Origin of the sequence: Chryseobacterium sp. JUb7 (assembly GCF_024806495.1) — a bacterium.
Lineage (GTDB): Bacteria > Bacteroidota > Bacteroidia > Flavobacteriales > Weeksellaceae > Chryseobacterium.
This window is the reverse complement of record NZ_JANUFF010000002.1, coordinates 538,727-560,823: the sequence shown is the minus strand read 5'-3', so window position 1 is coordinate 560,823 and position 22,097 is coordinate 538,727. Positions and strand designations below refer to the sequence as shown.

19 protein-coding genes are annotated in these 22,097 nt (G+C 35.3%); 3 read left to right on the top strand and 16 right to left on the bottom strand.

The annotated features are described in order from the left end of the window. Nucleotides 1–2: 2 nt before the first annotated feature. From M2373_RS06130 to M2373_RS06120, 3 genes are all read left to right on the top strand, one after another. The gene (locus M2373_RS06130) at nt 3–4,796 is read left to right on the top strand and encodes a translocation/assembly module TamB (RefSeq protein WP_259108659.1); all 4,794 of its coding nucleotides are present in this window, start codon (nt 3–5) and stop codon (nt 4,794–4,796) included. Nucleotides 4,797–4,930: 134 nt separating this feature from the next. Then, on the top strand, nt 4,931–5,401 hold the full coding sequence (locus M2373_RS06125; protein WP_034682046.1) for an Lrp/AsnC family transcriptional regulator: 471 nt from the start codon (nt 4,931–4,933) through the stop codon (nt 5,399–5,401). A gap of 70 nt (nt 5,402–5,471) precedes the next feature. Next, nucleotides 5,472–5,849, top strand: coding sequence for a hypothetical protein (locus M2373_RS06120; RefSeq protein ID WP_259108652.1), 378 nt, complete (start codon nt 5,472–5,474; stop codon nt 5,847–5,849). Nucleotides 5,850–5,905: 56 nt separating this feature from the next. On the opposite strand, the gene M2373_RS06115 is transcribed toward M2373_RS06120, so the two are convergent. The 16 genes from M2373_RS06115 to M2373_RS06040 all read right to left on the bottom strand — a co-directional run bounded on the left by M2373_RS06115 (nt 5,906) and on the right by M2373_RS06040 (nt 21,855). Further along, entirely contained in the window at nt 5,906–6,481 is a 576-nt protein-coding gene (locus M2373_RS06115; RefSeq protein ID WP_259108650.1) for a GNAT family N-acetyltransferase, read from the bottom strand. 77 nt (nt 6,482–6,558) lie between these two features. Then, complete coding sequence (locus M2373_RS06110; RefSeq protein WP_259108647.1) at nt 6,559–7,506, bottom strand: transketolase family protein; 948 nt, start codon at nt 7,504–7,506, stop codon at nt 6,559–6,561. Between the two features lie 10 nt (nt 7,507–7,516). Then, on the bottom strand, nt 7,517–8,683 hold the full coding sequence (locus M2373_RS06105; RefSeq protein WP_259108645.1) for a hypothetical protein: 1,167 nt from the start codon (nt 8,681–8,683) through the stop codon (nt 7,517–7,519). Nucleotides 8,684–8,710: 27 nt separating this feature from the next. Then, nucleotides 8,711–9,562: a transketolase gene (locus tag M2373_RS06100; RefSeq protein ID WP_259108643.1), complete on the bottom strand. Its 852-nt coding sequence runs from the start codon at nt 9,560–9,562 to the stop codon at nt 8,711–8,713. Nucleotides 9,563–9,728: 166 nt separating this feature from the next. After that, nucleotides 9,729–10,208 (bottom strand): hypothetical protein, encoded by a 480-nt coding sequence (locus M2373_RS06095; RefSeq protein WP_259108641.1) that lies wholly within the window; start codon nt 10,206–10,208, stop codon nt 9,729–9,731. 18 nt (nt 10,209–10,226) lie between these two features. After that, nucleotides 10,227–11,672 (bottom strand): sodium:solute symporter, encoded by a 1,446-nt coding sequence (locus M2373_RS06090; RefSeq protein WP_259108639.1) that lies wholly within the window; start codon nt 11,670–11,672, stop codon nt 10,227–10,229. 164 nt (nt 11,673–11,836) lie between these two features. Continuing rightward, a complete protein-coding gene (locus M2373_RS06085) occupies nt 11,837–12,136 on the bottom strand; it encodes a GNAT family N-acetyltransferase (RefSeq protein ID WP_259108638.1) in 300 nt (99 codons plus the stop codon). Nucleotide 12,137: 1 nt separating this feature from the next. Next, nucleotides 12,138–12,536, bottom strand: a complete 399-nt coding sequence (locus tag M2373_RS06080) for an OsmC family protein (protein ID WP_259108637.1) — start codon at nt 12,534–12,536, stop codon at nt 12,138–12,140. A 25-nt stretch (nt 12,537–12,561) separates the two neighbouring features. Continuing rightward, nucleotides 12,562–13,095, bottom strand: coding sequence for an NADPH-dependent FMN reductase (locus M2373_RS06075; RefSeq protein WP_259108636.1), 534 nt, complete (start codon nt 13,093–13,095; stop codon nt 12,562–12,564). Nucleotides 13,096–13,116: 21 nt separating this feature from the next. After that, nucleotides 13,117–14,019, bottom strand: a complete 903-nt coding sequence (locus M2373_RS06070) for a pirin family protein (protein ID WP_259108635.1) — start codon at nt 14,017–14,019, stop codon at nt 13,117–13,119. Nucleotides 14,020–14,098: 79 nt separating this feature from the next. After that, the gene (locus M2373_RS06065) at nt 14,099–14,395 is read right to left on the bottom strand and encodes a GNAT family N-acetyltransferase (RefSeq protein ID WP_259108634.1); all 297 of its coding nucleotides are present in this window, start codon (nt 14,393–14,395) and stop codon (nt 14,099–14,101) included. 185 nt (nt 14,396–14,580) lie between these two features. Further along, nucleotides 14,581–15,456 (bottom strand): pirin family protein, encoded by an 876-nt coding sequence (locus tag M2373_RS06060; RefSeq protein ID WP_259108633.1) that lies wholly within the window; start codon nt 15,454–15,456, stop codon nt 14,581–14,583. A gap of 145 nt (nt 15,457–15,601) precedes the next feature. Continuing rightward, the gene (locus M2373_RS06055; RefSeq protein WP_259108632.1) at nt 15,602–17,005 is read right to left on the bottom strand and encodes an MFS transporter; all 1,404 of its coding nucleotides are present in this window, start codon (nt 17,003–17,005) and stop codon (nt 15,602–15,604) included. A gap of 137 nt (nt 17,006–17,142) precedes the next feature. Further along, on the bottom strand, nt 17,143–17,985 hold the full coding sequence (locus M2373_RS06050) for a hypothetical protein (protein WP_259108629.1): 843 nt from the start codon (nt 17,983–17,985) through the stop codon (nt 17,143–17,145). 213 nt (nt 17,986–18,198) lie between these two features. Next, complete coding sequence (asnB, locus tag M2373_RS06045) at nt 18,199–19,869, bottom strand: asparagine synthase B (protein WP_259108627.1); 1,671 nt, start codon at nt 19,867–19,869, stop codon at nt 18,199–18,201. 321 nt (nt 19,870–20,190) lie between these two features. Continuing rightward, on the bottom strand, nt 20,191–21,855 hold the full coding sequence (locus M2373_RS06040) for a GLPGLI family protein (protein WP_259108625.1): 1,665 nt from the start codon (nt 21,853–21,855) through the stop codon (nt 20,191–20,193). Nucleotides 21,856–22,097: the final 242 nt, after the last annotated feature.

The window sequence follows — 22,097 nt, the reverse complement described above, 5'->3', positions numbered from 1 at the left end:
TAATGGCAAAGTTAGAGAATAATAACGAGAATGAGAACAAAAAATCAGTAGCTGGCAACTTAGGTGATCAGGTACAAAAAGCTGTTGAAAATGCTGAAGGGGTAGTGAAGGAAACAGTGAAAGAAGCATCTGAGCTGGCTTCAGATGCTATTCATCATCCCGTAGAAACTGCTGAAGAATTCGGAAAACAGGCCGTAAAAGATGTTACGAGCTATTCGTGGTGGGCAAAATTGTTATTGATTATTTTCTGGCTCGGATTTTTTCTTACCACCGCCATAATCATCATCATCAATCTTCCGGTTACCAAGCAATGGGCTGCCAATCAGGCTTTACAAATCGTAAACAGAGATTTTAAGGCTAAAATGTCTACGGAGAGTGTGGAAGTTAATTTTTTTGGAAATGTAAAAATCAAAGGCTTAAAAATTAAAGATTATAAAGGACTTGATTTTATTACCGCAAAGGAATTCACAGCTAATTCCGACTGGTTTTCCCTAGCCACTAATATCGGAAAAAATAACTCTTTAAGCTTTAATTCTCTTACTCTTAAAAATGCGGATGTAAAAGTTATTACTTATAAAGGTGACAGTATTTCAAACTTTATCCGTTTTACACAATTATTCGACAGTGGAAAAAAAAGAGATCCGAACAAACCTCCTTTTCAGTTAAACTCAAGACTTCAGATTCTTGATTCCAAAGTTTCTATTGTTAATCAGAATTCGCCTGGAGAAGCAGGGAAGTGGTTGACTGCTACAAAGTTCAACTTAAAAGCTCCGAATGTTAAAGTAAACGGAGCTAATATTTCTGCTTTGATTAATAATATGTCCTTTGTCACCACCAGATGGGGAAAATCTCATACAGTAGATACTTTTTCAACTGAACTTTCGATGACTCAGGATTTTCTGTCTCTGAAAGATTTGACATTAAATACGGATCACACCCTTTTACAGGGAGATATTAAATTTAACCTTAATAAAGGATCATGGGCCGATTTTGCAGACAGAGTGCGCTGGGATATGAACCTTCAGCAGGGAAGCCAGCTGAGTGGTTATGATATCAGCTATTTTGTGACTAACTGGGATAATTTTAAACCTTTCAATGTCTCCGGAAAAATGACCGGGCCTTTGAATAAGTTCCATCTTGAAAATTTTCTGATCCGAAATCCTGATGTAAATATTGCAACCAAAACAATGAGGGTTGACAATTTATTAAAAGGAAATTTTTTAATTGAGACGAATAATCTTTCAACAGATTTCACATATAAAGATCTGAAAGCAATGATGCCTTCATTTATTTCTACAAAAATGAAGAATTTTGCTGATGATTTTGGAAAATTAAAGTACAATGGAGCTGCGCGAGTGACTCCCCAACAGGTATATGTGTCAGCGGGTAATCTGATGACAGGAATAGGACAGGCAAAAATTACCAAGTTTTCTCTTACAGGATACAGCACAACACTTCCAAAATACAGCGGATATCTGGAGGTAAGAGATCTGAATACTTCAGTTATTACAAAAAATAAATCGGTAGGTTTAATCTCCGGAAATTTTGATGTTAACGGACAGAGTTTTGACGTTAATACGATGCGCCTTACTACAAAATCTCAAATTTCAAGTATTGAGATTATGAATAAGGAGATCAATAATCTTAATCTGGACGGTTTACTGGATCATAAAAAATATAATGGACTGATTACGGTAAATGATGAACAGGCAAAAGCCACTGTAAAAGGGCTGATTGATTTCAGTACTCCAAGGATTTCAATGGATGTGGATGCTGATGTGAGCTATCTGAATATGAATTATTTCACAGATAAGCCCGGAAATCAGATTGTAAGCGGTCAGGTGGTTGGTAAAATGTCTATGTCTACGATTAATGATCTTATTCTGGATATAGAGGCTAATCAGGTGAACTTTGCAACAGCTGATCAAAAATATATTATTCCGAATGCTAAGCTTAAGACTTTTGTTGAAGGAGGAAACCGTGTGATTGATGTTGATGCTCCGGGAGCTGTTAATGGTAAAATTTCGGGAAGATACAGCCTTGCAGATTTATCAGGAATGGTTCAGAACGGGCTGGGTAAAATACTGGTAGGTCCGCCACCCAGAAAACTGTACCGAGGACAGGAATTTGATATGAATTTTGATGTTCAGCAGGGGCTGGTAAGTTATTTTCTGCCAGATCTCAAACTTCCGCAGGGAGCTAAAGTGGAAGGGAAGTATGATGGGAATTCTAATAATTTAGTATTAAATCTGGATGCAGCTTCTCTAAAGTATCTGATGACCAAAAAAGAAGAAATCACAGAGGCAGATAAAGCTTTGGCAGCAGCAAACCCTGAGTATAAAATTAACGAAAGGGGGAATATCTCCAAAGACAGTGCGATGGTCGATAGTGTCATGGTGAGAATTAATACCGCCAATCTTGACGAACAGATTTTTGCAAAAATAAACAGGATAGAATACAATAAAAATATCCTTAAAGATATTACACTGAGTGGCAGAAACGAGAATAATTCTATTCTCCATCTGGCTACGAAATTCAAGCATGGTAACCAGGAAGATGAAACGAATGATAATCTGAAAGAGTATGCTATTAACGTCAATCAATCTACCAATACGATAGGTGATTATGTATTCAGATTTGAACCCACAGAAGTAAAATTTAATAATGTTACCTGGGCAATTGATACCAGCCCTGAATTGGATCATTCTATTACGTACCGGAAGAAAACAGCAGATTTTGATATTCATAACCTGAGAATCTATTCTGATAACAGTGCTCTTTTGATAAAAGATGCACAGTTTAAATCGGCAAAAGATTTTTATGTAGATGCCGATATCGACAATTTTGCCATTGAAAAGCTTCTGGACATGCAGTCCGGTGGAAATTCTATGGATATCAAGGGGCTTGCCAATGGGAGTGTGAAGATCAAAATGGACAAAAGTACGCTTCAGCCTTTGGTGGATATGACGATTGATGACATTAAAATGAATGGAAATGATATGGGAAATATCACCATCTCGGCAACCAATGGTTTTTCATTAAATGTTTATGATATTGATATCAAAGTCGCTTCTGCAGGAGTTCTGGGTAATAATAATCTGAGTGTTATCGGAACAATCAATAATAATACGGCTTCTCCAACCATTGATTTGACTGCTGAAATGCGGGATTTTGATGTTGCTTTTGCACAGCAGTTTGTACACACCATTTTTGGAAATTTAAGAGGTAAGGCAACCGGAGATCTTAAAGTTACAGGTAAGTTTAATGATCTTGATTACAGTGGAGATATTGCTTTGAAAGGTTTTGGTCTGAAACTTTTATTCACCGGAGTTGATTATTCATTTGATGATACTGTTATTCCTTTAACAAAAGGTCTTGCAATTCTTAACAATATTGAAGTACATGACGGAAGATCAAACTCCAAAGGAAATATTTCAGGAGCGATACAGTTTGAAACTCTTTCTTCGATGGGCGTCAACCTTGTAATGAGGGCGGATAATTTACTGATGCTTAATACAACCCAAAAAGATTATGATCTTTTCTGGGGAAGGGTATATGGGCAGGGAGATTTATATGTGGACGGACCTGTTTCCGGATTAAGTATTTCAACACCAAATATGAAAGCGCTGAATGGAAGTACCTTTACTTTTAATTCAGGGTCGACTTCAAATGTTGAAGAGTTTAAAATGCTGAGGTTCTTAAAAGAAGGAAAAGACGGATTGATCACCCTTGAAGAAAAGAAAAAAACAGGCGCCAATATGAATATCGATTTCAATCTTGATGTTGATAAGGGGACAACGGTAAATGTCTTGGTCGGAGATGATGTTGGAAATATTACTGTAAAAGGGGTTGCTGACGATTTGAGATTCCAGATGAGCAGACAGGGGAATATTGCCATGGGCGGTACTTATAAAGTGGATAACGGAACATTCGTATCCAAAGCGATCCTTAATAAAACATTCCAGATTGAGAAAGGAAGCAGTATCCGCTGGGATGGTGATGCGATGAAGCCTGCTCTTGATATCAGTGCAAATTATGTAAGAATGGTTTCCAATGCAGGAGAATATCTGAATATGGGAAGTCTTCAGCCGATCAGTATTTTGCTGCAGGCTAATATCACACAGTCACTGATAGATCCAAAAGTGGATCTTAATGTTTCTGCGCTGGATGTTTCCAGTCAGGTGAAAGAAACACTGGCTGCAAAAATGAGTCAGGAAGGGGAAAAAGTTCTTCAGTTCGGATCTATTCTGTTACTGAATAGTTTCAATGTTTCCAATACGGGTGGAGTAGATGTAGATGTGGCCGGTGTAGCCGAATCTTCTGGTTACAATATGCTGTTGAAACAGCTAGGCTCAGTTCTTAATACAATGAGTAACGAATTTCAGATTGACCTTAATTATGTAAAGGGAGATCAGTATTCCAATACAGGAGACCGTGCCAATGCAGGGGTTAGCTTTGCGCTTTCACCACGTATTAAGGTGAAAACTGGACTTGGAATTCCTTTGACAAAAACTGAAAATACGGAGACAAATTACCTCTCAGGTGAAGGGTCAATTGAGTATGACATTTCTAAAAAGAATGACGGAGGTTTAATTTTAAGAGGATATTCAAAGCCTTCAAACATCGGTATGGTAAATGGAGCAGGGTCAAACGGAACTGCTAATCAAGCCTATGGTGGAGGTATTGTATGGACGAAGAGCTTCAATTCTTTGTTTAAAAAGAAGAAAAAAGATAAAAAACAGGCAGATGCCAAAACTGAAATAAAAACAGATTCTACAAAATCAGGGGGTAAATAATCTGAATATTTTAATGATTTTTATCATCCGTGTTAATTATTGTTAATGTTTGATATAATTTTTTTAGTTAAATTATTTTTTATAAATTTGCAAAAAATACTTATATTTTTTAAGAAAATTGTAATTTAACTAATATGAACTATCAACTGGACGAAATAGACAAGAAAATTCTTGATTTCTTGGTAGAGAACACAAGAATGCCTTTTACAGAGATTGCAAAGCAGATGGATGTTTCTGCTGGAACAATTCACGTAAGAGTGAAGAAAATGGAAGATGCGGGTATTATTTTGGGATCATCTCTTAATATCGATTATGGCAAGCTGGACTATCACTTTACAGCTTTCATCGGGATTCTTTTAACAAAATCAAACAGAACGCAGGAGGTATTGAAAGAACTTTCAACAATTCCTAACGTTATTGAAGCAAGCGTTATTTCAGGAAAATATAACATTTTCTGTAAAGTAAGAGCTAAGAATACTGATGATGCTAAGAGAATTATTTATCAAATAGACGACATTCAAGATGTAATGAGAACTGAAAGTATGATTTCTATGGAAGAATACTTAAGTGACAAAAATAGATTGATCAACGCTATTTCTATTTAATTCAAATTTTAAACGAATATTATACAAAAGAACTTATGAAATCTCTCATAAGTTCTTTATTTTTGTACCTATGGAAGAATACAGTTATTTTGACGAGGATCCGAAGAAAGGATGGGGCTTTATTTTGGCATTTGCTTCTTTGATGTTGTTTACCATTATGGGACTGGGAATTGATTTTGATGAATATTTGCAACATGAGTTTCTTAATATTCCGAGATGGTATTTCTATATCATTTTCTCAATAGATTTCCTGATGGTTGTAAGCCTTGTGCTGATGTTCTTTTATAAAAAAGCAGGCATTTTTACTTTTCCGGCTTTGTTGGTTCTGCATTTCTTTATGCATAATTATTATTTATCGACATTTTTATACACGGATGTTACCAATCTTTTCCTTTTTACGGGATTCGGAATGCTGGCAATTATTCCGAAATGGAAATTTTTTAAATAGTCAATCAATCACAACAAGATAATGCAAACGGGCTTCGGTCCGTTTTTTTATTTAAATTAATGTTCTGTTTTATTTAAAAAATAAAGAGGGTAATCCAGTTCAAAAGTTTCATGAAAAATTTTGAAACCATTTTGACTGTAAAAAGTACGATTTTCAGGAGTGGTCGTTTCTACATATATGAGCTCACCTCTGTACATTGCCAAAGATTCCTGCAACAGCTTAGTTCCAATTCCCTTTCCCTGTTCATCAGGACAAACGGCCATTAACCAAAGGTGAATGAATTTTTCTTCAGGATGAAAACTCTTCAGAAGTTTCTCTCTTTTTAAGACCTTAAATATATTTTCAAATCCAATACAGCAGAAAAGTAATTTAAGCTCAAGAATGAATCGTTTTGGGCTGAATTTAGGCTGATCTAAATATAAAATACAACCATTATTATCATCACTCAAAAATATACTTCCGTACAGTAAAGAAAGATCAAATTGATACTCCATTAATATTTTAAGTGTTTTATATCTGTTACCGGATTTTTTTATGACATAATTAATTGAATTCGGGACCATAATATTAATAAAAGCACGGCATAATATATCAACCGCAATTTCTCTGTCCTGGCTGGTAGCTTTTTTCATTTTTCATTTTAAAAAACGTAAATAAACAAAAAAGCATCCAGAAATTGGATGCTTTTGCTTTGTATCGATGCAAAGAATTATTTTTCTAAAATTCTCTTTATTGCTTCTTTTACAGCAGTAGAGTCGATTTTATATTTTTTCATTAATTCAGCAGGTGTCGCAGATTCTCCGAAAGAATCGTTTACAGCTACGAATTCCTGTCTTGTCGGTCTCTTTCTCGCAAGCATTCCCGCAACAGATTCTCCTAAACCACCAAGATAGTTGTGTTCTTCAGCCGTTACGATTTTACCGGTTTTTTCAACCGATTTTAAGATGATTTCTTCGTCAAGAGGCTTAATTGTGTGGATGTTGATTACCTCACAAGAAATACCTTCTTTTTCAAGTTCGTCAGCAGCAACTAAAGATTCCCAAACAAGGTGACCAGTTGCAACAATTGTCACATCTGTACCTTCCTGTAAAAGAATCCCTTTTCCGATTTCGAAAGGCATATCTTCAGGAATGAAAACCGGAACTGTAGGTCTTCCGAATCTTAAATATACAGGACCTTCGTGATCAGCAATGGCAATAGTAGCAGCTTTTGTCTGGTTGTAGTCACAAGGATTGATTACCGTCATTCCAGGTAGCATTTTCATCATACCGATATCTTCCAGTACCTGGTGGGTTGCTCCGTCTTCTCCTAGTGTAAGACCTGCGTGAGATGCACAGATTTTTACATTTTTACCTGAATAGGCAACAGACTGACGGATCTGGTCATATACTCTTGAAGTAGAGAAGTTCGCGAAAGTTCCTGTGAAAGGAATTTTTCCTGTAATGCTAAGACCTGCAGCAAGTCCTATCATATTGGCTTCTGCGATACCTACCTGAAAGAATCTTTCCGGAGCTTTTTCAATGAATTTCTCCATTTTCAAAGAACCGATAAGGTCTGCACAAAGTGCTACTACATTAGGATTTTTATCAGCAAGCTCAGCTAATCCGGCTCCGAATCCTGAACGAGTATCCTTTTTTTCTGTATATGTATATTTCATTTTTATTTTTTTAATCGAGATTTTTTAAATAATTGTTTAATTTCTTTTTATCAGATTGATCAAGTTTTTCCTGAATTTCATTGAGATACAGAACCTCTCTTCTTATTTCATCCAATGTGATTTTGATTCCCACTGAATGGTTATCGGATTGGGTAAGATACATATCACACATCTGACCGACATAATTTTTCAAATGACCTTTAAGACCTTTATGATTAAATGAAGGAATTTCTGCTTCAAAGTTTTTACAGTGTTTTGGAATTCCCTTCAGAAGATTCTTATTGATCGTATTGTTTATTGCTAAGTCAGAAGCATCACTTTGAATTTTTTTATATTCAGAAACATAATTCGGAATGTAAGAATCAACTTGAACGTAATGTGTAGGACTAGCTAAAGCAGTAGTAGAATCTATCTCTACAAATGAAGAATCTGCATAAGCTACTGTATCTGTTACCATATCTTCTTCTTCCTTTTGATGAGCCAGCATGATAGAGTCCTGCTTCCTTTGTTGTTTCATCATCGTTTTCAGATGATCAAAATAAACAAAGTCTTTAGAGTCTTTCATAGAAGATGCTACAAAATACTCTGTATCATACGTTTTCTCCGGACCACCTTTTAAGATAAGTCCTTTCAGCCCCGAACTTTTAATCTTTGTATTTTTATCAAAGAAATTAATCAGTCCGCTCAGAACAGGAACATTATTGTATGATGAGTGATCATCAATGCATACCTTAAAAGATTCCTTCCTTTCATCACTGTCTTTCTGTTTAAAATTCAATAAATAATGAGAACACGGAATTCCCAGTATGGTTTCTTTGGTATCCATTTTTTTACTTTCAAGACGGTATTCTTTTTTATCGTCTGAGAGGTAAGAATAATTATTAAATCCATAATACATTGATGAATTTAATATATCAGAACCTTCAAGACGATTGTTCATTTCTAAACCTACCGAAGAGGTTCCGATCTTGTCTGTAAAAAAATATACGGGTAAATTTTTAATCGTTATTTTAGTTAAAAACTCACCGCTTTTGCTGGTGTATGTTTTCAGAAAACCATCAAACTTATTTTTATCCATTATCTTATAATCAATTTCCTTGTCGAAATTAATTTTCTTTTCCTGAGAAATCCCCAGAAAGAAACTGAAAAATAAACAGATGAATAAAAGCTTTTTCATGGTAACTTAAAAAAATGATAAAAGATATTAGTAATCAGCCGGAGCTTCTAAATATAATTGTTTGAATGCAGTCTCCAATTGCTCGTCATTAGGAGCTTTTCCGTGCCAAGCATGGCTTCCCATCATATAATCTACTCCGAATCCCATCTCTGTATGAAGGATGATCACAACAGGTTTTCCTTTTCCGGTTTCTGTTTTCGCTTTTTCTAAAATAGCAATGACAGCCTCAAGATCATTTCCGTTTTTCTCTTCCAAAACGATCCACCCGAATGCTTCTAATTTTGCATGAAGATTGCCTAAGCTTAATACATCATCGGTATCTCCGTCAATCTGGCGGCCATTGTAGTCAATTGTTGAAATGATATTATCAACTTTTTTAGCAGCAGCATACATAAATGCTTCCCAAACCTGTCCTTCTTGTAATTCACCATCTCCGTGAAGTGTATAAACAAGAGATGTGTCACCATCTAATTTTTTACCCTGAGCTACACCAAGAGCTACAGAAAGCCCCTGACCAAGAGATCCTGAAGCTATTCTGATTCCTTCAAGCCCTTCGTGAGTAGTCGGGTGACCTTGCAATCTTGAATTTAATTTTCTGAAAGTTCTCAACTCATCTACCGGGAAAAAGTCGAATCTAGCTAAAGTCGAATAGTAAACCGGAGAAATGTGTCCGTTTGAAAGATAGAAATGATCTTCATTTTTACCTTCCATCGTGAAAGGAAGTTTGTAGTTCATTACCTTTCCATAAAGGGCTGTGAAGTATTCTGTACAACCTAAACTTCCACCCGGGTGACCAGAATTTACAGCGTGAACCATTCTTAAAATGTCTCTTCTGATTTGCGTAGTAAGAGATTTTAACTCTTCGATACTTTTACTCATTATATAAGATTTATTTGCACGCGAATTTACAATTTTTTACTGGCTTACGGAAATGCAAAAATCCGGATTAGAAACCCGGATTTTGAATTTTTATGATAAATACTTCGAGCGTAGAAGCAATCTTTTAATTGATTTGTTATGATAAAATTAGATCAAACTAAATATATTATTTTTCTCTGTCATATGGAATTCCATTCTTTGCTCCACACAAAAAAGTTCCAAAATCATTCTGAATTTCAATTTCACAATCTGCATTTATGGAATTATCTAACAGATTTTCAAAATCTTTAATTATTGCATTTATTTTTGGAATATCATCTTTTGACGAAGCATAAGCCGGGCCTCCGGCTCCAAAATAAGCAATAAATATAACTCCACTTTTTTCATCTTGAATATAATAATCAAATCCTTCAAACATTATTGTTTCAGGCTTGCCAAAATTTTGCCACATTCTTGATATCTGATCACCAATTGGAGCCTGTTCATTTCTGATTTTTCCATAATCGGCTAATTCATATTTATCTAAATCATTCTCATTAATCAGATTCGAATGTACAACTTTGAAACTTTTAGTTACAGGGATGATATTTTTATTTTGAGAATTACATTTTATAAACAGAAAAGTAAGAATTAATAAATATTTCATTTAATAAATTTATAGATACTAACGTGATTTATCTCTTATCATCCACAATCCGATGAAGGTAAGTAGTCCATTAATTATTAATAATTCCAATCCTATTTTGAATTCTCCGAAAAGGACTTCCTGATATTTGTCAATAAAATAAGAAGCAATAGGAGAGGCGATACAGACAAAAGGTACTAATTTATCCTGAACTTTATATTTCGTGAAAATTCCGAAAGCAAAAAGTCCTAATAAAGGTCCGTACGTAAATCCTGCCAGTTTCAGGATCAATCCAATCATGGAATTATCGTTAATCAGTTTGAAAATAACAACCATAATCAGGAAAGAAAATGCTACAATCAAATGTATATTTTTTCTGAACCTTTCTTTTTTCTTATCATCCCAGTCTTTTTTTTCTTTCATTCCGAAAACATCGATGCATAAAGAGGAGGTTAGAGCGGTCATCGCACCGTCTGCACTTGGGAATAAAGCCGAAATCAAAGCAATGATAAAAATAATCGAAATAAATGGCGGCATATGATTTAATGCAATATCAGGAAATAACTGATCTCCTGCGCTCGCTACATGTTCTTCAGCTCCATAAAGGTGCAGAAGCCCGCCCATATAAAGAAACAATGAAATTACTCCAAGCAGAATGAAGCCCAGGGTAACCATATTTTTCTGTGAATCTTTCAGTTTGGTAACAGATAAACTCTTCTGCATCATTTCCTGATCGATTCCGGTCATGGTAATGGTAATGAATGCCCCTGCCAATACTTGTTTGATAAAGAAACTTTTTTGATTAGGATCAAAATCAAAGATTCTGGTGTATCCTTTTTCATTCATGGCAGTTAAACTTTCTCCAACATTCAATCCTAAATGATTCAGCATGTAAACGGTACAGATAATCAATCCTAAAAGCATGCATGAAGTCTGCAGTGTATCAGTCCATACGATAGTTTTCACTCCGCCCTCATAAGTGTAAAGAATGATCATTGAGAGGATGATCAGTGTAGTCACAATAAACGGAACTCCCAAGCTGTCTAAAATGGAAACCTGTAATATATTGACAACAAGGTAGAGTCTTGCTGTAGCTCCCACCAATCTTGAAACAATGAAAATCCAGGCTCCTGATTTGTAAGAAAGCTGTCCCATTCTTTGTTGAAGATAACCGTAAATTGATGTCAGTTTTAATCGATAATATAAAGGAAGGAGAACATAGGCTATGACAATATATCCAATAAGATAGCCTAAAGTAATCTGCAAATAGGCAAATTTATCATTTCCCACAGCACCCGGAACACTCACAAAAGTAACTCCTGAAAGAGATGTTCCGATCATTCCGAAGGCTACGAGCATCCAATTACTTTTACGGTTTCCGATGAAGAAACTTTCATTATCACTTCCTTTTCCGGTTCTGTAAGCTACCCAAAGCAGCAATGCGAAATAGATGATAATGATGGATAATAATACAATTGGAGACATATTTACTCGATTAAAATTTTACAAATATAGTTTTTTTATGTTCTGTTCAGAAAAGAAAAAACCTTCCGGATCTGTATTCCGAAAGGTTTGTATATATTAAGGTTGAGTCTAAGAGTAAGATTGAAAAAAATATTCTGAATTTCAACCTTAATCTTAGTTTAAAACTAAGCCTGAGTCTGATTAACTAAAACATCCTGAAGTTCTTCATGTTTCTGAAAGGTAGCTTTTGCAAAAGGACAAAGCGGAATGATTGTTTTTCCATTTTTTCTTGCGAAATCTACCGCAGCTAAAAGCATATCTTTGCCTACGCCCTTACCATTATATTCGTCACCTACTTCCGTATGGTCTATAATAAATCTCTCCTCTCCGGCCCAGGTATAAGTCATTAATCCTGCGCGGGTTCCGTCTATGAAAGCTTCAAAACTTCCGTGTTTCTCGTCGTTGTTTTGTTTTACTTCTGTCATATTATGAAAATTTGGTTTGAATTTCTATTTCGTTTGTTAACATTTTATGTACCGGGCATGCATCCGCGATAGTATGAAGTCTTTTCATTTGTTCTTCATCAAGATTCGTTCCTTCAAAGCTAATGTTTCTTTTGAAAACAGCAAGTTTTGTTAACGGAAAATTTTCAAGTTCCACTTCTACATCTATTTTTTCCACATTCCATTCTTTTCTGTCGATATACATTCTCAATGTTGCTGCTGTACAGCTGGCCAAAGAAGTTGCCAGGATTTCAAACGGGTTGAACCCTTTGTTTTGACCGCCTTTATCAATAGGCTCATCGGTTATCAGTTTGTTTTCACCTGCGATAACTTCTGTATAATATTTTTCTCTTCCTAAACTTGCTTTTACGGTTACTGCCATTTTTTTAGTTTGATATAATTAATGTTCAGTTTTTGATTTGATTTTTAAAATTCGCAATTTTATCTTTCAGTTCTTTCAGCATTTCCGGGTTAATAATACCACTTTCCAAATCGAAATTTTCATAAAATTTAGAAATCGAAAAAGTATCTTTAATATCGGCTCCGAATTGAGGGAAAAATGTTTTTGCGGTATTCATTACATTTCCGCCACCATAGCCTCCCGGAGAGGTTGATAATAAAAGCATGGGTTTGTTTTGAAAAACCTTAACATTAATCCTCGAGGCCCAGTCGAAAACATTTTTGAATGCTGCACTGTAAGACCTGTTGTGCTCAGCCAGAGAACATATAATGATGTCGCATTCTTCAATTACTTTGAGAAAATGATGAGCTTCATCCGGAAAACCTTTCTTTTCGCGGTCTACAGAAAAAACGGGCATATCGAAATCATTTAAATCAATTAAATTAATTTCTTCATCCTGAAAATCTTTTAAAACAAATTTTACCAGTTCCCTGTTAATAGATGTGGAAGATGTACTTCCTGCAAATGCTAATATTTTCATCGTTTATATTTTTATAATACTCTATGGTTTTCTGTTTAAAATTGCTTTCGGAAGCGGAACATATTCTTCTTCATCTCCTGGAACAAGAGGAAAAGCCTCATGATTCTGATCATTCCAGTTTACTTTTGCCTGGTCGATCAGTTCTTTGTCTGAATTTACAAAATTCCAGAATATAAAACGTTCTTCATCGAAAGGCTCACCGCCAAAAAGATAAACGGTTCCGTTTTCGCTCATATCAAATTCGCAGAGTTTGGTATCTTTGGCAATCATTAATTGTTTTGAACCATAAGAATTTCCGTCTGTGGAAACTGTGCCATCCAAAACATACATGGCAGCTTCGCCATAAAGATCCTTTCCGATGCTTATTTTTTTAGCTTCTTTTGTTTTAATTTCAATAAAAAATAATTTGCTGTGGACCGGAACCGGAGATTTTTTTCCGAATGCCTCTCCTGCGATTAATTTATATTGAATTCCGTCTTCTTCCCAAACCGGAATCTCGTTGGATTCGATATGATGAAAAGTGGGTTCAGACTGTTCCAGATGCTTCGGTAGTCCTACCCAGATCTGAAAGCCGTGAAGTCTTTTATCGGAATGTCTCAGATATTCGGGAGTCCTTTCTGAATGTACAACACCTTTTCCGGCTGTCATCCAGTTTACAGCTCCCGGCTGGATTTCTAGGGCACTGCCAATACTGTCTCTGTGAAATATCGATCCTTCCAGAAGATAAGTTAATGTTGAAAGTCCGATATGCGGATGTGGAGGAACGTCAAGATTCTGATAATCTTTTAAATCAGAAGGTCCCATATGATCGATAAAAACAAATGGTCCGACTGCTCTTTTTTCACGGAAAGGCAATAGTCTTCCCACTAAAAAGTTTCCTATATCTGCCGATTTTTCTTCAATGATAAGTCCTATGTTTGACATGGTGTATAAAGTGGTTTTTCAATTTTTGTTTAAGCTAATGTAGGTAAATTTTCTACTATTTATGGTACTTTAATGAAATTTAAAGTTGATCGTATCCATGAAACCTTTCATCGACAACGCGTTTCCATTCGGGATTTTTTTTAATGAATGAGGCGACGTACGGACAAAAGGGGAGTGCTTTCTTTTGATGGTCTTCGATGTAGTGTAATGTCTTTTCGACCACTGTTCCTGAGATAAGTAAATCTGCTTCGGTATGATTTAAAGCGATCTGGCTTCCCATTTCGCGATAATCGATGAAGGCTAAATGCCCGTTGAACTCAATTTCAAATCGGCTGCCTGTATTTATTAGAGGTATATTTTCAAATTCCTGTTTCATAATTTTTTTTAATTATGTTGGATGTTCACAAAGACACAAATTCTTTGAGTTAGCTCGGTATGACAAAAGTTAAGCTAACAATTTTATCAAAGATAAATTAAAGCATGATGCTTATCAATAAACTTTGTGTCTTTGCAAAATCCAGCTAAATAAAATTAAGAAAAAAGAAATAATTAAAATCTATATTAATCTGCCAGATATCCGAATCTTCCCAGATTATAATCTTCAAAAGCCTGCATAATTTCTTCTCTGGAATTCATTACAAAGGGTCCATGTGGATAAATAGGTTCTTCCAAAGGCATCCCGCTGATGATTAAAACGACTGAATCTTCTGTTGCTTCAATAGTGAACTGCTCTCCTTCATTTTTGAATAAAACAAAATTATTGGTGGGCGCTTTTTCCTCTCCGTTGATGATGATATTTCCTTCTACAATCAGCGCTCCCGTATTAAAGTTTGCAGGGAAATTAAAATTTGCTTTTCCGCCTTTCTTCAGTTTTGCATTCATCATATGAACCGGACTGAAAGTGAAAGCGGGACCTTTTTGATCCTGATACTGGCCGGAAATCAATTCGATGAAACCATTTTCGTCAAGATCAATTTTTTTCATATCAGCTTTTTTAATAGCCTGATATTTCGGACAGCTCATTTTATAAACAGAAGGAAGATTGACCCAAAGCTGAACCATCTGGAAGATTCCGCCTGTTTTTGCCCACTCCGTTTCATGGTATTCTTTGTGAAGAACACCTTTTGCGGCAGTCATCCACTGTACATCTCCTTCTCCGATAATTCCGCCACCGCCGGCACTGTCATGATGCTGAACGCGACCCTGATAAGCGATGGTTACGGTTTCAAAACCTCTGTGAGGGTGTACGCCGACCCCTCGGGGCTGATCTGTTCCGTTAAAATGAAATTTTGAATTATAATCAAGCATGATGAAAGGATCCATTCTTTTCATATCCAATCCATGAATGCCCGGAATAAAATTATGAACTCTAAAACCGTCACCCACAAAATGAGCAGGCTTTGGAGGTATTATTTTTTCTACTTTTTTAGTTGCCATAATAGTGTGGTATTAATAGAGCAAAATTACGACACAGGAAAATCAGATCCATTGATCTGTGATAATTAAGGGACGAGGATTTTATGTGAATGGTTTGATAAATGGTTTAATAAACAACTGCTGCAAATGATCTACACTATTTTTATTAATCTTCTTTCGATTTCATGTTTTTTCCGTCAGAAATGTGAAGTCTTCTGAATACAAAACCTGAAAAAATAGTTAAGATTCCGACCGTAAGGAATGTATATCTGAAAGCATTATGAACTTCCCCTTTTATAAAATCTGAGTTTTCAAATATTTTTAAAACAATCAGTCCGAAAGCGATTCCGAAACCAATGGCAAGCTGCTGATTTACGGCCAATAGGGAATTTCCGCTGCTGGTTTGAAAATTTCTCAGATCGGCAATGGAGATGGTATTCATAGAGGTGAACTGAATTGAGTTGAAAAATCCTAAGATGGCAATAATCGGGATAAACCAATATAAAGACGTGTGAACATCAGGAATAGCAAGAAGACAGATCAAAGTTCCGATAATGAAAGTATTGGTCATTAAAGTCTGTCGGTACCCGAATTTATTTAAGATTTTAATGACGTAAGATTTTCCGAACATCGCAGTGATAGCCATCGGAGCGATAATCCATCCTGAAGTGACAGCCGATTGTTTATAAGCAATCTGAATCATTAAAGGAAGTAACAGTGGAATAGCACTGATTCCCAGTCTGGTAGCCAGGTTTCCTACAATTCCTACTCTGAAAGTTCTTACCTGAAACAAGTTGAGCGGAAAAATCGGGCTGTTATCTCTTTTTGCATGTCTGTAATAATAATACATAAAAAGGAAACCCAGAATGAAAACCACTAAAACCGGAGTGGTATTCTGAAGATCCCCGAATAGTTCCAGAGAAACAGAAAGCAGGAGAGAGGCAGCTGCAAAAATAAGAAAGCCTTTTAAATCAAAATCTACATTTTCAGATTTATAATTGGGCATAAATTTTAATCCTAAAACAATTCCAAGAATTCCGATGGGAATATTAATTAAAAAAATCCAGTGCCAGGAAAGATAATCTACCATATATCCACCCACTAAAGGCCCTAAAACGGGTCCAATCAGCGCAGGGATAATGGCGAAATTCATAGCTTTTAATAATTCATTTTTATCGAAGGTTTTGATCAAAGCTAATTTTCCGACAGGGGTCATTAAACTTCCTCCAACACCCTGAATAACTCTGGAAATTACAAGGTGGGTAAGGTTTTGGGACATTGCACAAAACAACGATCCCAAACTGAAAAGAATTAAAGAAAAAATAAAGATCTTTTGGGTTCCGAACCTGTCTGCCAGAAATCCGCTTGCCGGCATAAATACTGCCAATGTCAATACATAGCTGATGATTGCATTCTGCATATTGAGCGGAGATTCCTGAAGATCTCTTGCGATAGATGGTAAAGAGGTGTTAAGGATTGTTGAATCCAGCATTTGCATAAAAATAGCGGTTGCAAGAATCAACGGGAGAATTTTTTTAATTGAATTGGGTTGTGAGATTACTTCTGACATTTTTTATTCACTGAAACCAAAAAGTTCCAGATTTTTTTTGTTCAAAGACTACTGTTCAAAAAACAGTCCATTCTTTTAGATAAAGAAATCCATATAAAATTAAAAAAGTCTTGCGAAATTTCACAAGACTTTTAGTTTTATTTTCTGGATTTTTCTACTCCTTTCCATTCGTCACCGGCTTTTCTGTACTGGCTTAAATAAAAAGTTTTGAAGTCCTCTGTTTTGTATTCTATATTATCAGTGTTTTGTTCAAAAGGCATGATGTAGTAAAAGTTTACGTCTGTTTTGTCTGTTTTATTACCTTTTTTCACTGAAGGAACATATTTGGAGAATTTATATGTTGGAAGATATTGTTTTACTCTTGCATAGAAATCCTTATTGTCCTTTTCGTTTGGAATAATATCTACAATATTGAAACCGTCTTTTTTCTTGTCAATCCAAAGATAGAATGTTTTATCTTCACCTGTATTTCTGTTATTGGAATTGAAAGCAAACAATTCTTTCGGAACGAGCTCCTTAATTTTTTCAGCATCTACTTTAGTATAATACTGACCTTTAGAAGGATCTACATAGGTTTCAAGATTATACATCAATACAGAATTATTCTCGAAATTTTTATTTTTAAAATACTGATCCAATGATAATTCTGCAGTTTTTCTAAGTTCTTTTCCTCTGTCATCTAATTTTTTAGTAGTATTCTGAGGGTTTACCTTCTTTACGAATTCGTATAAAACCACAGGTTTTACATCTTTAAGGTGGGGGTAAGTTTTTAGCTGCTCAGCTTTTACTAACCAATAATATTGTTGATAGTAGTCATCTTTATCAGCATCCTTCACACTTTTATAGGATAAAGCAAGCTTTCTTGAATTAAGATATTTGCCATATTTTCCTTGTCCAAAAGCAAAAGATATAGATAATAAGGCAAATAAAATAGTAAGGTTTCTTCTCATTTTCTTATAATTGATATTTTCGTTTTCCAAATATAATTATTTATTAGATATTATTTTTGATTAACGGTTAAAATCTGACAATATTATTATCGTTAATTCAAAAGAAAATCCTGTATCGCTACAGGATTAATAAAATTATTTTTCAGGTAATAGGTTTTAGGGCGTAGGATTTGGTTCAGATTGTGAATTAAAATTAATTATAACTCATTTAAAATAAGCCATAAACCCCGGTCTCTAAATCCTTTATTCATAAGACGTTTCATGTACTTTTACCGCTCTTCCGCTTGGATCATTCATTTTTTTGAAGGCTTCGTCCCATTCCAGCGCGATAGGAGTGGAGCAGGCTACTGAGGGTACAGAAGGAACTGTTGCAGCAGCGGTTTCACTTGGAAAATGTTCTTCAAAAATGGTTCGGTAACGATATTCTTCTTTATTCTGTGGAGTATTGAGCGGAAATCTGAATTTAGCATTAGCCATCATCTCATCAGTGACTTCTTTTTCAGCAACTTCTTTTAAGGTATCAATCCAGGAATACCCGACACCATCTGAAAACTGTTCTTTTTGTCTCCAGACAATAGAATCCGGAAGCATATCTTCAAAAGCTTTTCTTAAGACCCATTTTTCAATTTTTCCTTCAGAAATACTGATCATTTTATCCTGAGGATTTACTGCCATCGCGATATCCATGAATTCTTTATCGAGGAAAGGGACACGGCCCTCAATTCCCCAGCTCATTAAAGCCTTATTAGCCCTCAGACAATCGTAAAGATGGAGTTTTCCTAATTTTCTTACGGTTTCATCGTGAAATTCTTTTGCATTCGGTGCCTTATGGAAATACAGATATCCACCAAACAGCTCATCGGATCCTTCTCCGGAAAGTACCATTTTGATCCCCATTGATTTGATAACTCTTGCTAAAAGGTACATCGGGGTAGATGCTCTGATTGTCGTTACGTCATAGGTTTCTAAATGATAAATTACATCCCGGATAGCATCAAGACCTTCCTGAACCGTAAAGTTAACTTCGTGGTGGACAGATCCGATATGTTCTGCTGCTTTTTGAGCAGCGGCAAGATCCGGAGAACCAACCAGTCCAACGGCAAAACTGTGTAACCTTGGATACCAGGCTTCCTGAGTATCCCCGCTTTCAATTCTTTGTCTTGCAAACTTCGCCGTGATCGCAGAAATGACCGACGAATCCAATCCTCCAGAAAGAAGAACACCATAAGGAACATCACTCATTAATTGTCTGTGAACGGCATCTTCAAGGCCTTTTCTAATTTTTGAAATATCAGTCTCGTTATCTTTTACATGATCAAAACTTTCCCAGTCTCTTTTATACCATTGTTGAAGCTGGTTTCCGTCTTTACTGTGCACAAGGTGTCCTGGTAAAAATGTTTCAATCGTTTTGCAGATTCCTTCTAATGCTTTCAGTTCAGAAGCAACATAATAATTTCCGTTTTTATCCCACCCGTGATAAAGAGGGCAGATTCCCATATGGTCGCGGGCAATTAAATAGGTGTCATTTTTGATATCGTAGAGTGAAAAAGCGAAAATTCCGTTAAGTTTTTCTATAAAATCTTTTCCGTATTTCTCATAAAGTGCTAAAATAACTTCACAGTCAGATTGAGTCTGAAATTCATAATCAGGAAACTCTTCTTTTAATTCTCTATGGTTATATATTTCTCCGTTTACGGCTAAAACAAGAGTGCCGTCTTTAGAAAATAACGGCTGTTTTCCTGAAGTAGGATCTACAATTGCCAGTCTTTCGTGAGAGAAAATTACTTTTTCATTTTGAAATACGCCGCTCCAATCCGGTCCTCTATGACGAATTTTTTTTGACATTTCCAAGACCTGAGGTCTTAATATTTCTGTTTTTTGTTTGGCATCAAACAAGCATACAATTCCGCACATTTTTTATCATTTATTTGAAACAAAAGTATAACTGTAGTTTAAAATTAACAATAAAAATTTTAATTAAGTTTAAATTTTTAATGTAATAATTTATTTTAAAGTAAAATTTTAATTATTTTCAATGAAAAACATGATTTTGGTTGATTTTTTTCGCTGTGCAATCGAAATCATTATCTGTATACGAAATAAAAATGAAATATTTATTAATCTATGTTAATTAATAATTGGAATTTTTGGCTTTACTTTGTGGCTCGAAATAATTTTTTTTCATCATTTGTGTTTTTACCTTCTTGCAATTCAGTTTGCGAGAAGGTTTTGTTTTTATTCAGACCCTAGTAATACTCCTGAAACATTCCAGGAACTAAAGCTCGTTCCTTCTGTAGGACCTTGTGGAATTATCACCTGGATGGTGTGTTTTCCCGCTTTTAAATCTCCCAATTGAATAAAGTTCGGATTGGTAACTGTTCCCGGACACCAGTTTGATCTGCTCAGGTCCGATGATGAAAGTCCGTCCGGAAAATTTCCTGATGCAGGATTGTAAAGACGGTAAGAGCCGCAGTCTGATCTCCACGGTACAAAAGAGTACGTCATTTTTCCGTCCAGAAAAATAGAATTGGCTTTAGGAACGAATTCGTCTCCGTTTTCCCAACCGCCATGACCTGTGGTGATGTATCTCAGCTGCGCATTTTTTAAATCTTTTTTTAATGTAAACTCTACAAACAAACCTTTGTCCTGATTAAACATGGTAGAATAATCCTGTCCGTCCATTTCCATAATGTTTAAGCTATTGAATAAAGGAATAACTGTATTGTTTTTACTGACGGTCTGATCGCTTTTGTGAATGGTAATTTCTAAACTCACTTTGTGCCCGCCTTTATCATAATTTCCGATAAATACACCTACCCAAAGTTCTTTTTCAGAAAGAGAAGGTTTAAGTTCTGTGATATCCTGACGGTAAGGACTTATGCTTTGCCAGTTTTTATCTTTTAATTGAATATGATTAAATTTATTAATCCCGAATGCGGTAAAAAAACGCATCATTTCAATGGAAGGACTGTATTTTTCTGTAGCAGTTATTCCGTAATACTGTTTTCCGTTTCCATTGTCATAGGTAGGAAGTGTTTTAGCACCTTTTTCCAGTCCGTCGAAGAAAGATTGGGATTTATCCTGCGGAACAACAAAAACAGTTCCTGTTCTGTCATAAGCGTCACCATTTGACTGTTGCTTCAGTTCTGCGAAAATAAGTTCGCCTTCTGAGATTTTAGGAAACTTAATTTTTTTAAGAATAATTGTTCCGTTGGCGAATCTTTTTATGTTCTGGTCAGATTTTGACTGGTCTGAAAAATTAATGGTTTCGTTGTCAAAAACGGGTAATGTTGTGAATCTGCTTTTCCACAGAAGATCTTTATATCCTAACTGATCGGTAGGGTTGATCGATCCTTTTATTAGATTTTCAATATCTGTTTTTTTTACTTTTTTAATGGAATTGGCTGTAATCACTGAATTTTTATTCCTTTCAATTTCCAGTACAAAGCCCAGGTTTTGTCCAAGGCTGGATGGTCCGCCTTTGATTTTTAAGTCATTGGTATACCATACTTCAATAGTATTTGAGTTGATTTTAGTAACTGCTTTTTTACAGTTATAGCCTAAGATTTTTTTTGTTTCATTCGTGAGCTCGAAAGTTTGTTTTCCGACAGATTCCGTATCTGAAGCTGAGATTATCTCGTTTGGTTTTAAGAAAGCAAAAGAAATGACCGCATTTGACGGTTTCTCAACTTTTGTTATTTCGAAAGGATATTCTGCTTTTTGTTCTCTGATTTTATTGTTGAGAATGAAATTTTCTTTGTCATTAGCCCAAACCAGCGTAGGAGTTTGTTCGGTCAGTACTTTTCCGTTGTATGAACTGATGTATTGAACTTCATAGGTCTGCGCAAAATTCAGGCAGAATAAAAAGCTAAAGAAACTTACTAAAATTCTTTGACGCATAATAGAAAATGGTTTTTCACAAAGATAAATTTTAGTTAACAGACTATCAACTTTGTGAATTTTAAAATAGTTTTTAGAGGATAAGTGTAAAACTTTATTTGAAGGTTACTCTTACGAATTGAAAATATCATTTGCCAATATTAATTCCAGATGATTAGAATTAAATTACTGAATCAACGGTCAACAAAAAGACTACCCTGAAATAGAGTAGTCTTGATATTTTGATATAAATGCTATTATAT

Bases quoted from the DNA above. Each gene is read 5' to 3' on its own strand.
- M2373_RS06130 (WP_259108659.1), top strand. From the start codon at position 3: ATGGCAAAGTTAGAGAATAATAACGAGAATGAGAACAAAAAATCAGTA.
- M2373_RS06125 (WP_034682046.1), top strand. From the start codon at position 4,931: ATGAACTATCAACTGGACGAAATAGACAAGAAAATTCTTGATTTCTTG.
- M2373_RS06120 (WP_259108652.1), top strand. From the start codon at position 5,472: ATGGAAGAATACAGTTATTTTGACGAGGATCCGAAGAAAGGATGGGGC.
- M2373_RS06115 (WP_259108650.1), bottom strand. From the start codon at position 6,481: ATGAAAAAAGCTACCAGCCAGGACAGAGAAATTGCGGTTGATATATTA.
- M2373_RS06110 (WP_259108647.1), bottom strand. From the start codon at position 7,506: ATGAAATATACATATACAGAAAAAAAGGATACTCGTTCAGGATTCGGA.
- M2373_RS06105 (WP_259108645.1), bottom strand. From the start codon at position 8,683: ATGAAAAAGCTTTTATTCATCTGTTTATTTTTCAGTTTCTTTCTGGGG.
- M2373_RS06100 (WP_259108643.1), bottom strand. From the start codon at position 9,562: ATGAGTAAAAGTATCGAAGAGTTAAAATCTCTTACTACGCAAATCAGA.
- M2373_RS06095 (WP_259108641.1), bottom strand. From the start codon at position 10,208: ATGAAATATTTATTAATTCTTACTTTTCTGTTTATAAAATGTAATTCT.
- M2373_RS06090 (WP_259108639.1), bottom strand. From the start codon at position 11,672: ATGTCTCCAATTGTATTATTATCCATCATTATCATCTATTTCGCATTG.
- M2373_RS06085 (WP_259108638.1), bottom strand. From the start codon at position 12,136: ATGACAGAAGTAAAACAAAACAACGACGAGAAACACGGAAGTTTTGAA.
- M2373_RS06080 (WP_259108637.1), bottom strand. From the start codon at position 12,536: ATGGCAGTAACCGTAAAAGCAAGTTTAGGAAGAGAAAAATATTATACA.
- M2373_RS06075 (WP_259108636.1), bottom strand. From the start codon at position 13,095: ATGAAAATATTAGCATTTGCAGGAAGTACATCTTCCACATCTATTAAC.
- M2373_RS06070 (WP_259108635.1), bottom strand. From the start codon at position 14,019: ATGTCAAACATAGGACTTATCATTGAAGAAAAATCGGCAGATATAGGA.
- M2373_RS06065 (WP_259108634.1), bottom strand. From the start codon at position 14,395: ATGAAACAGGAATTTGAAAATATACCTCTAATAAATACAGGCAGCCGA.
- M2373_RS06060 (WP_259108633.1), bottom strand. From the start codon at position 15,456: ATGGCAACTAAAAAAGTAGAAAAAATAATACCTCCAAAGCCTGCTCAT.
- M2373_RS06055 (WP_259108632.1), bottom strand. From the start codon at position 17,005: ATGTCAGAAGTAATCTCACAACCCAATTCAATTAAAAAAATTCTCCCG.
- asnB (WP_259108627.1), bottom strand. From the start codon at position 19,869: ATGTGCGGAATTGTATGCTTGTTTGATGCCAAACAAAAAACAGAAATA.
- M2373_RS06040 (WP_259108625.1), bottom strand. From the start codon at position 21,855: ATGCGTCAAAGAATTTTAGTAAGTTTCTTTAGCTTTTTATTCTGCCTG.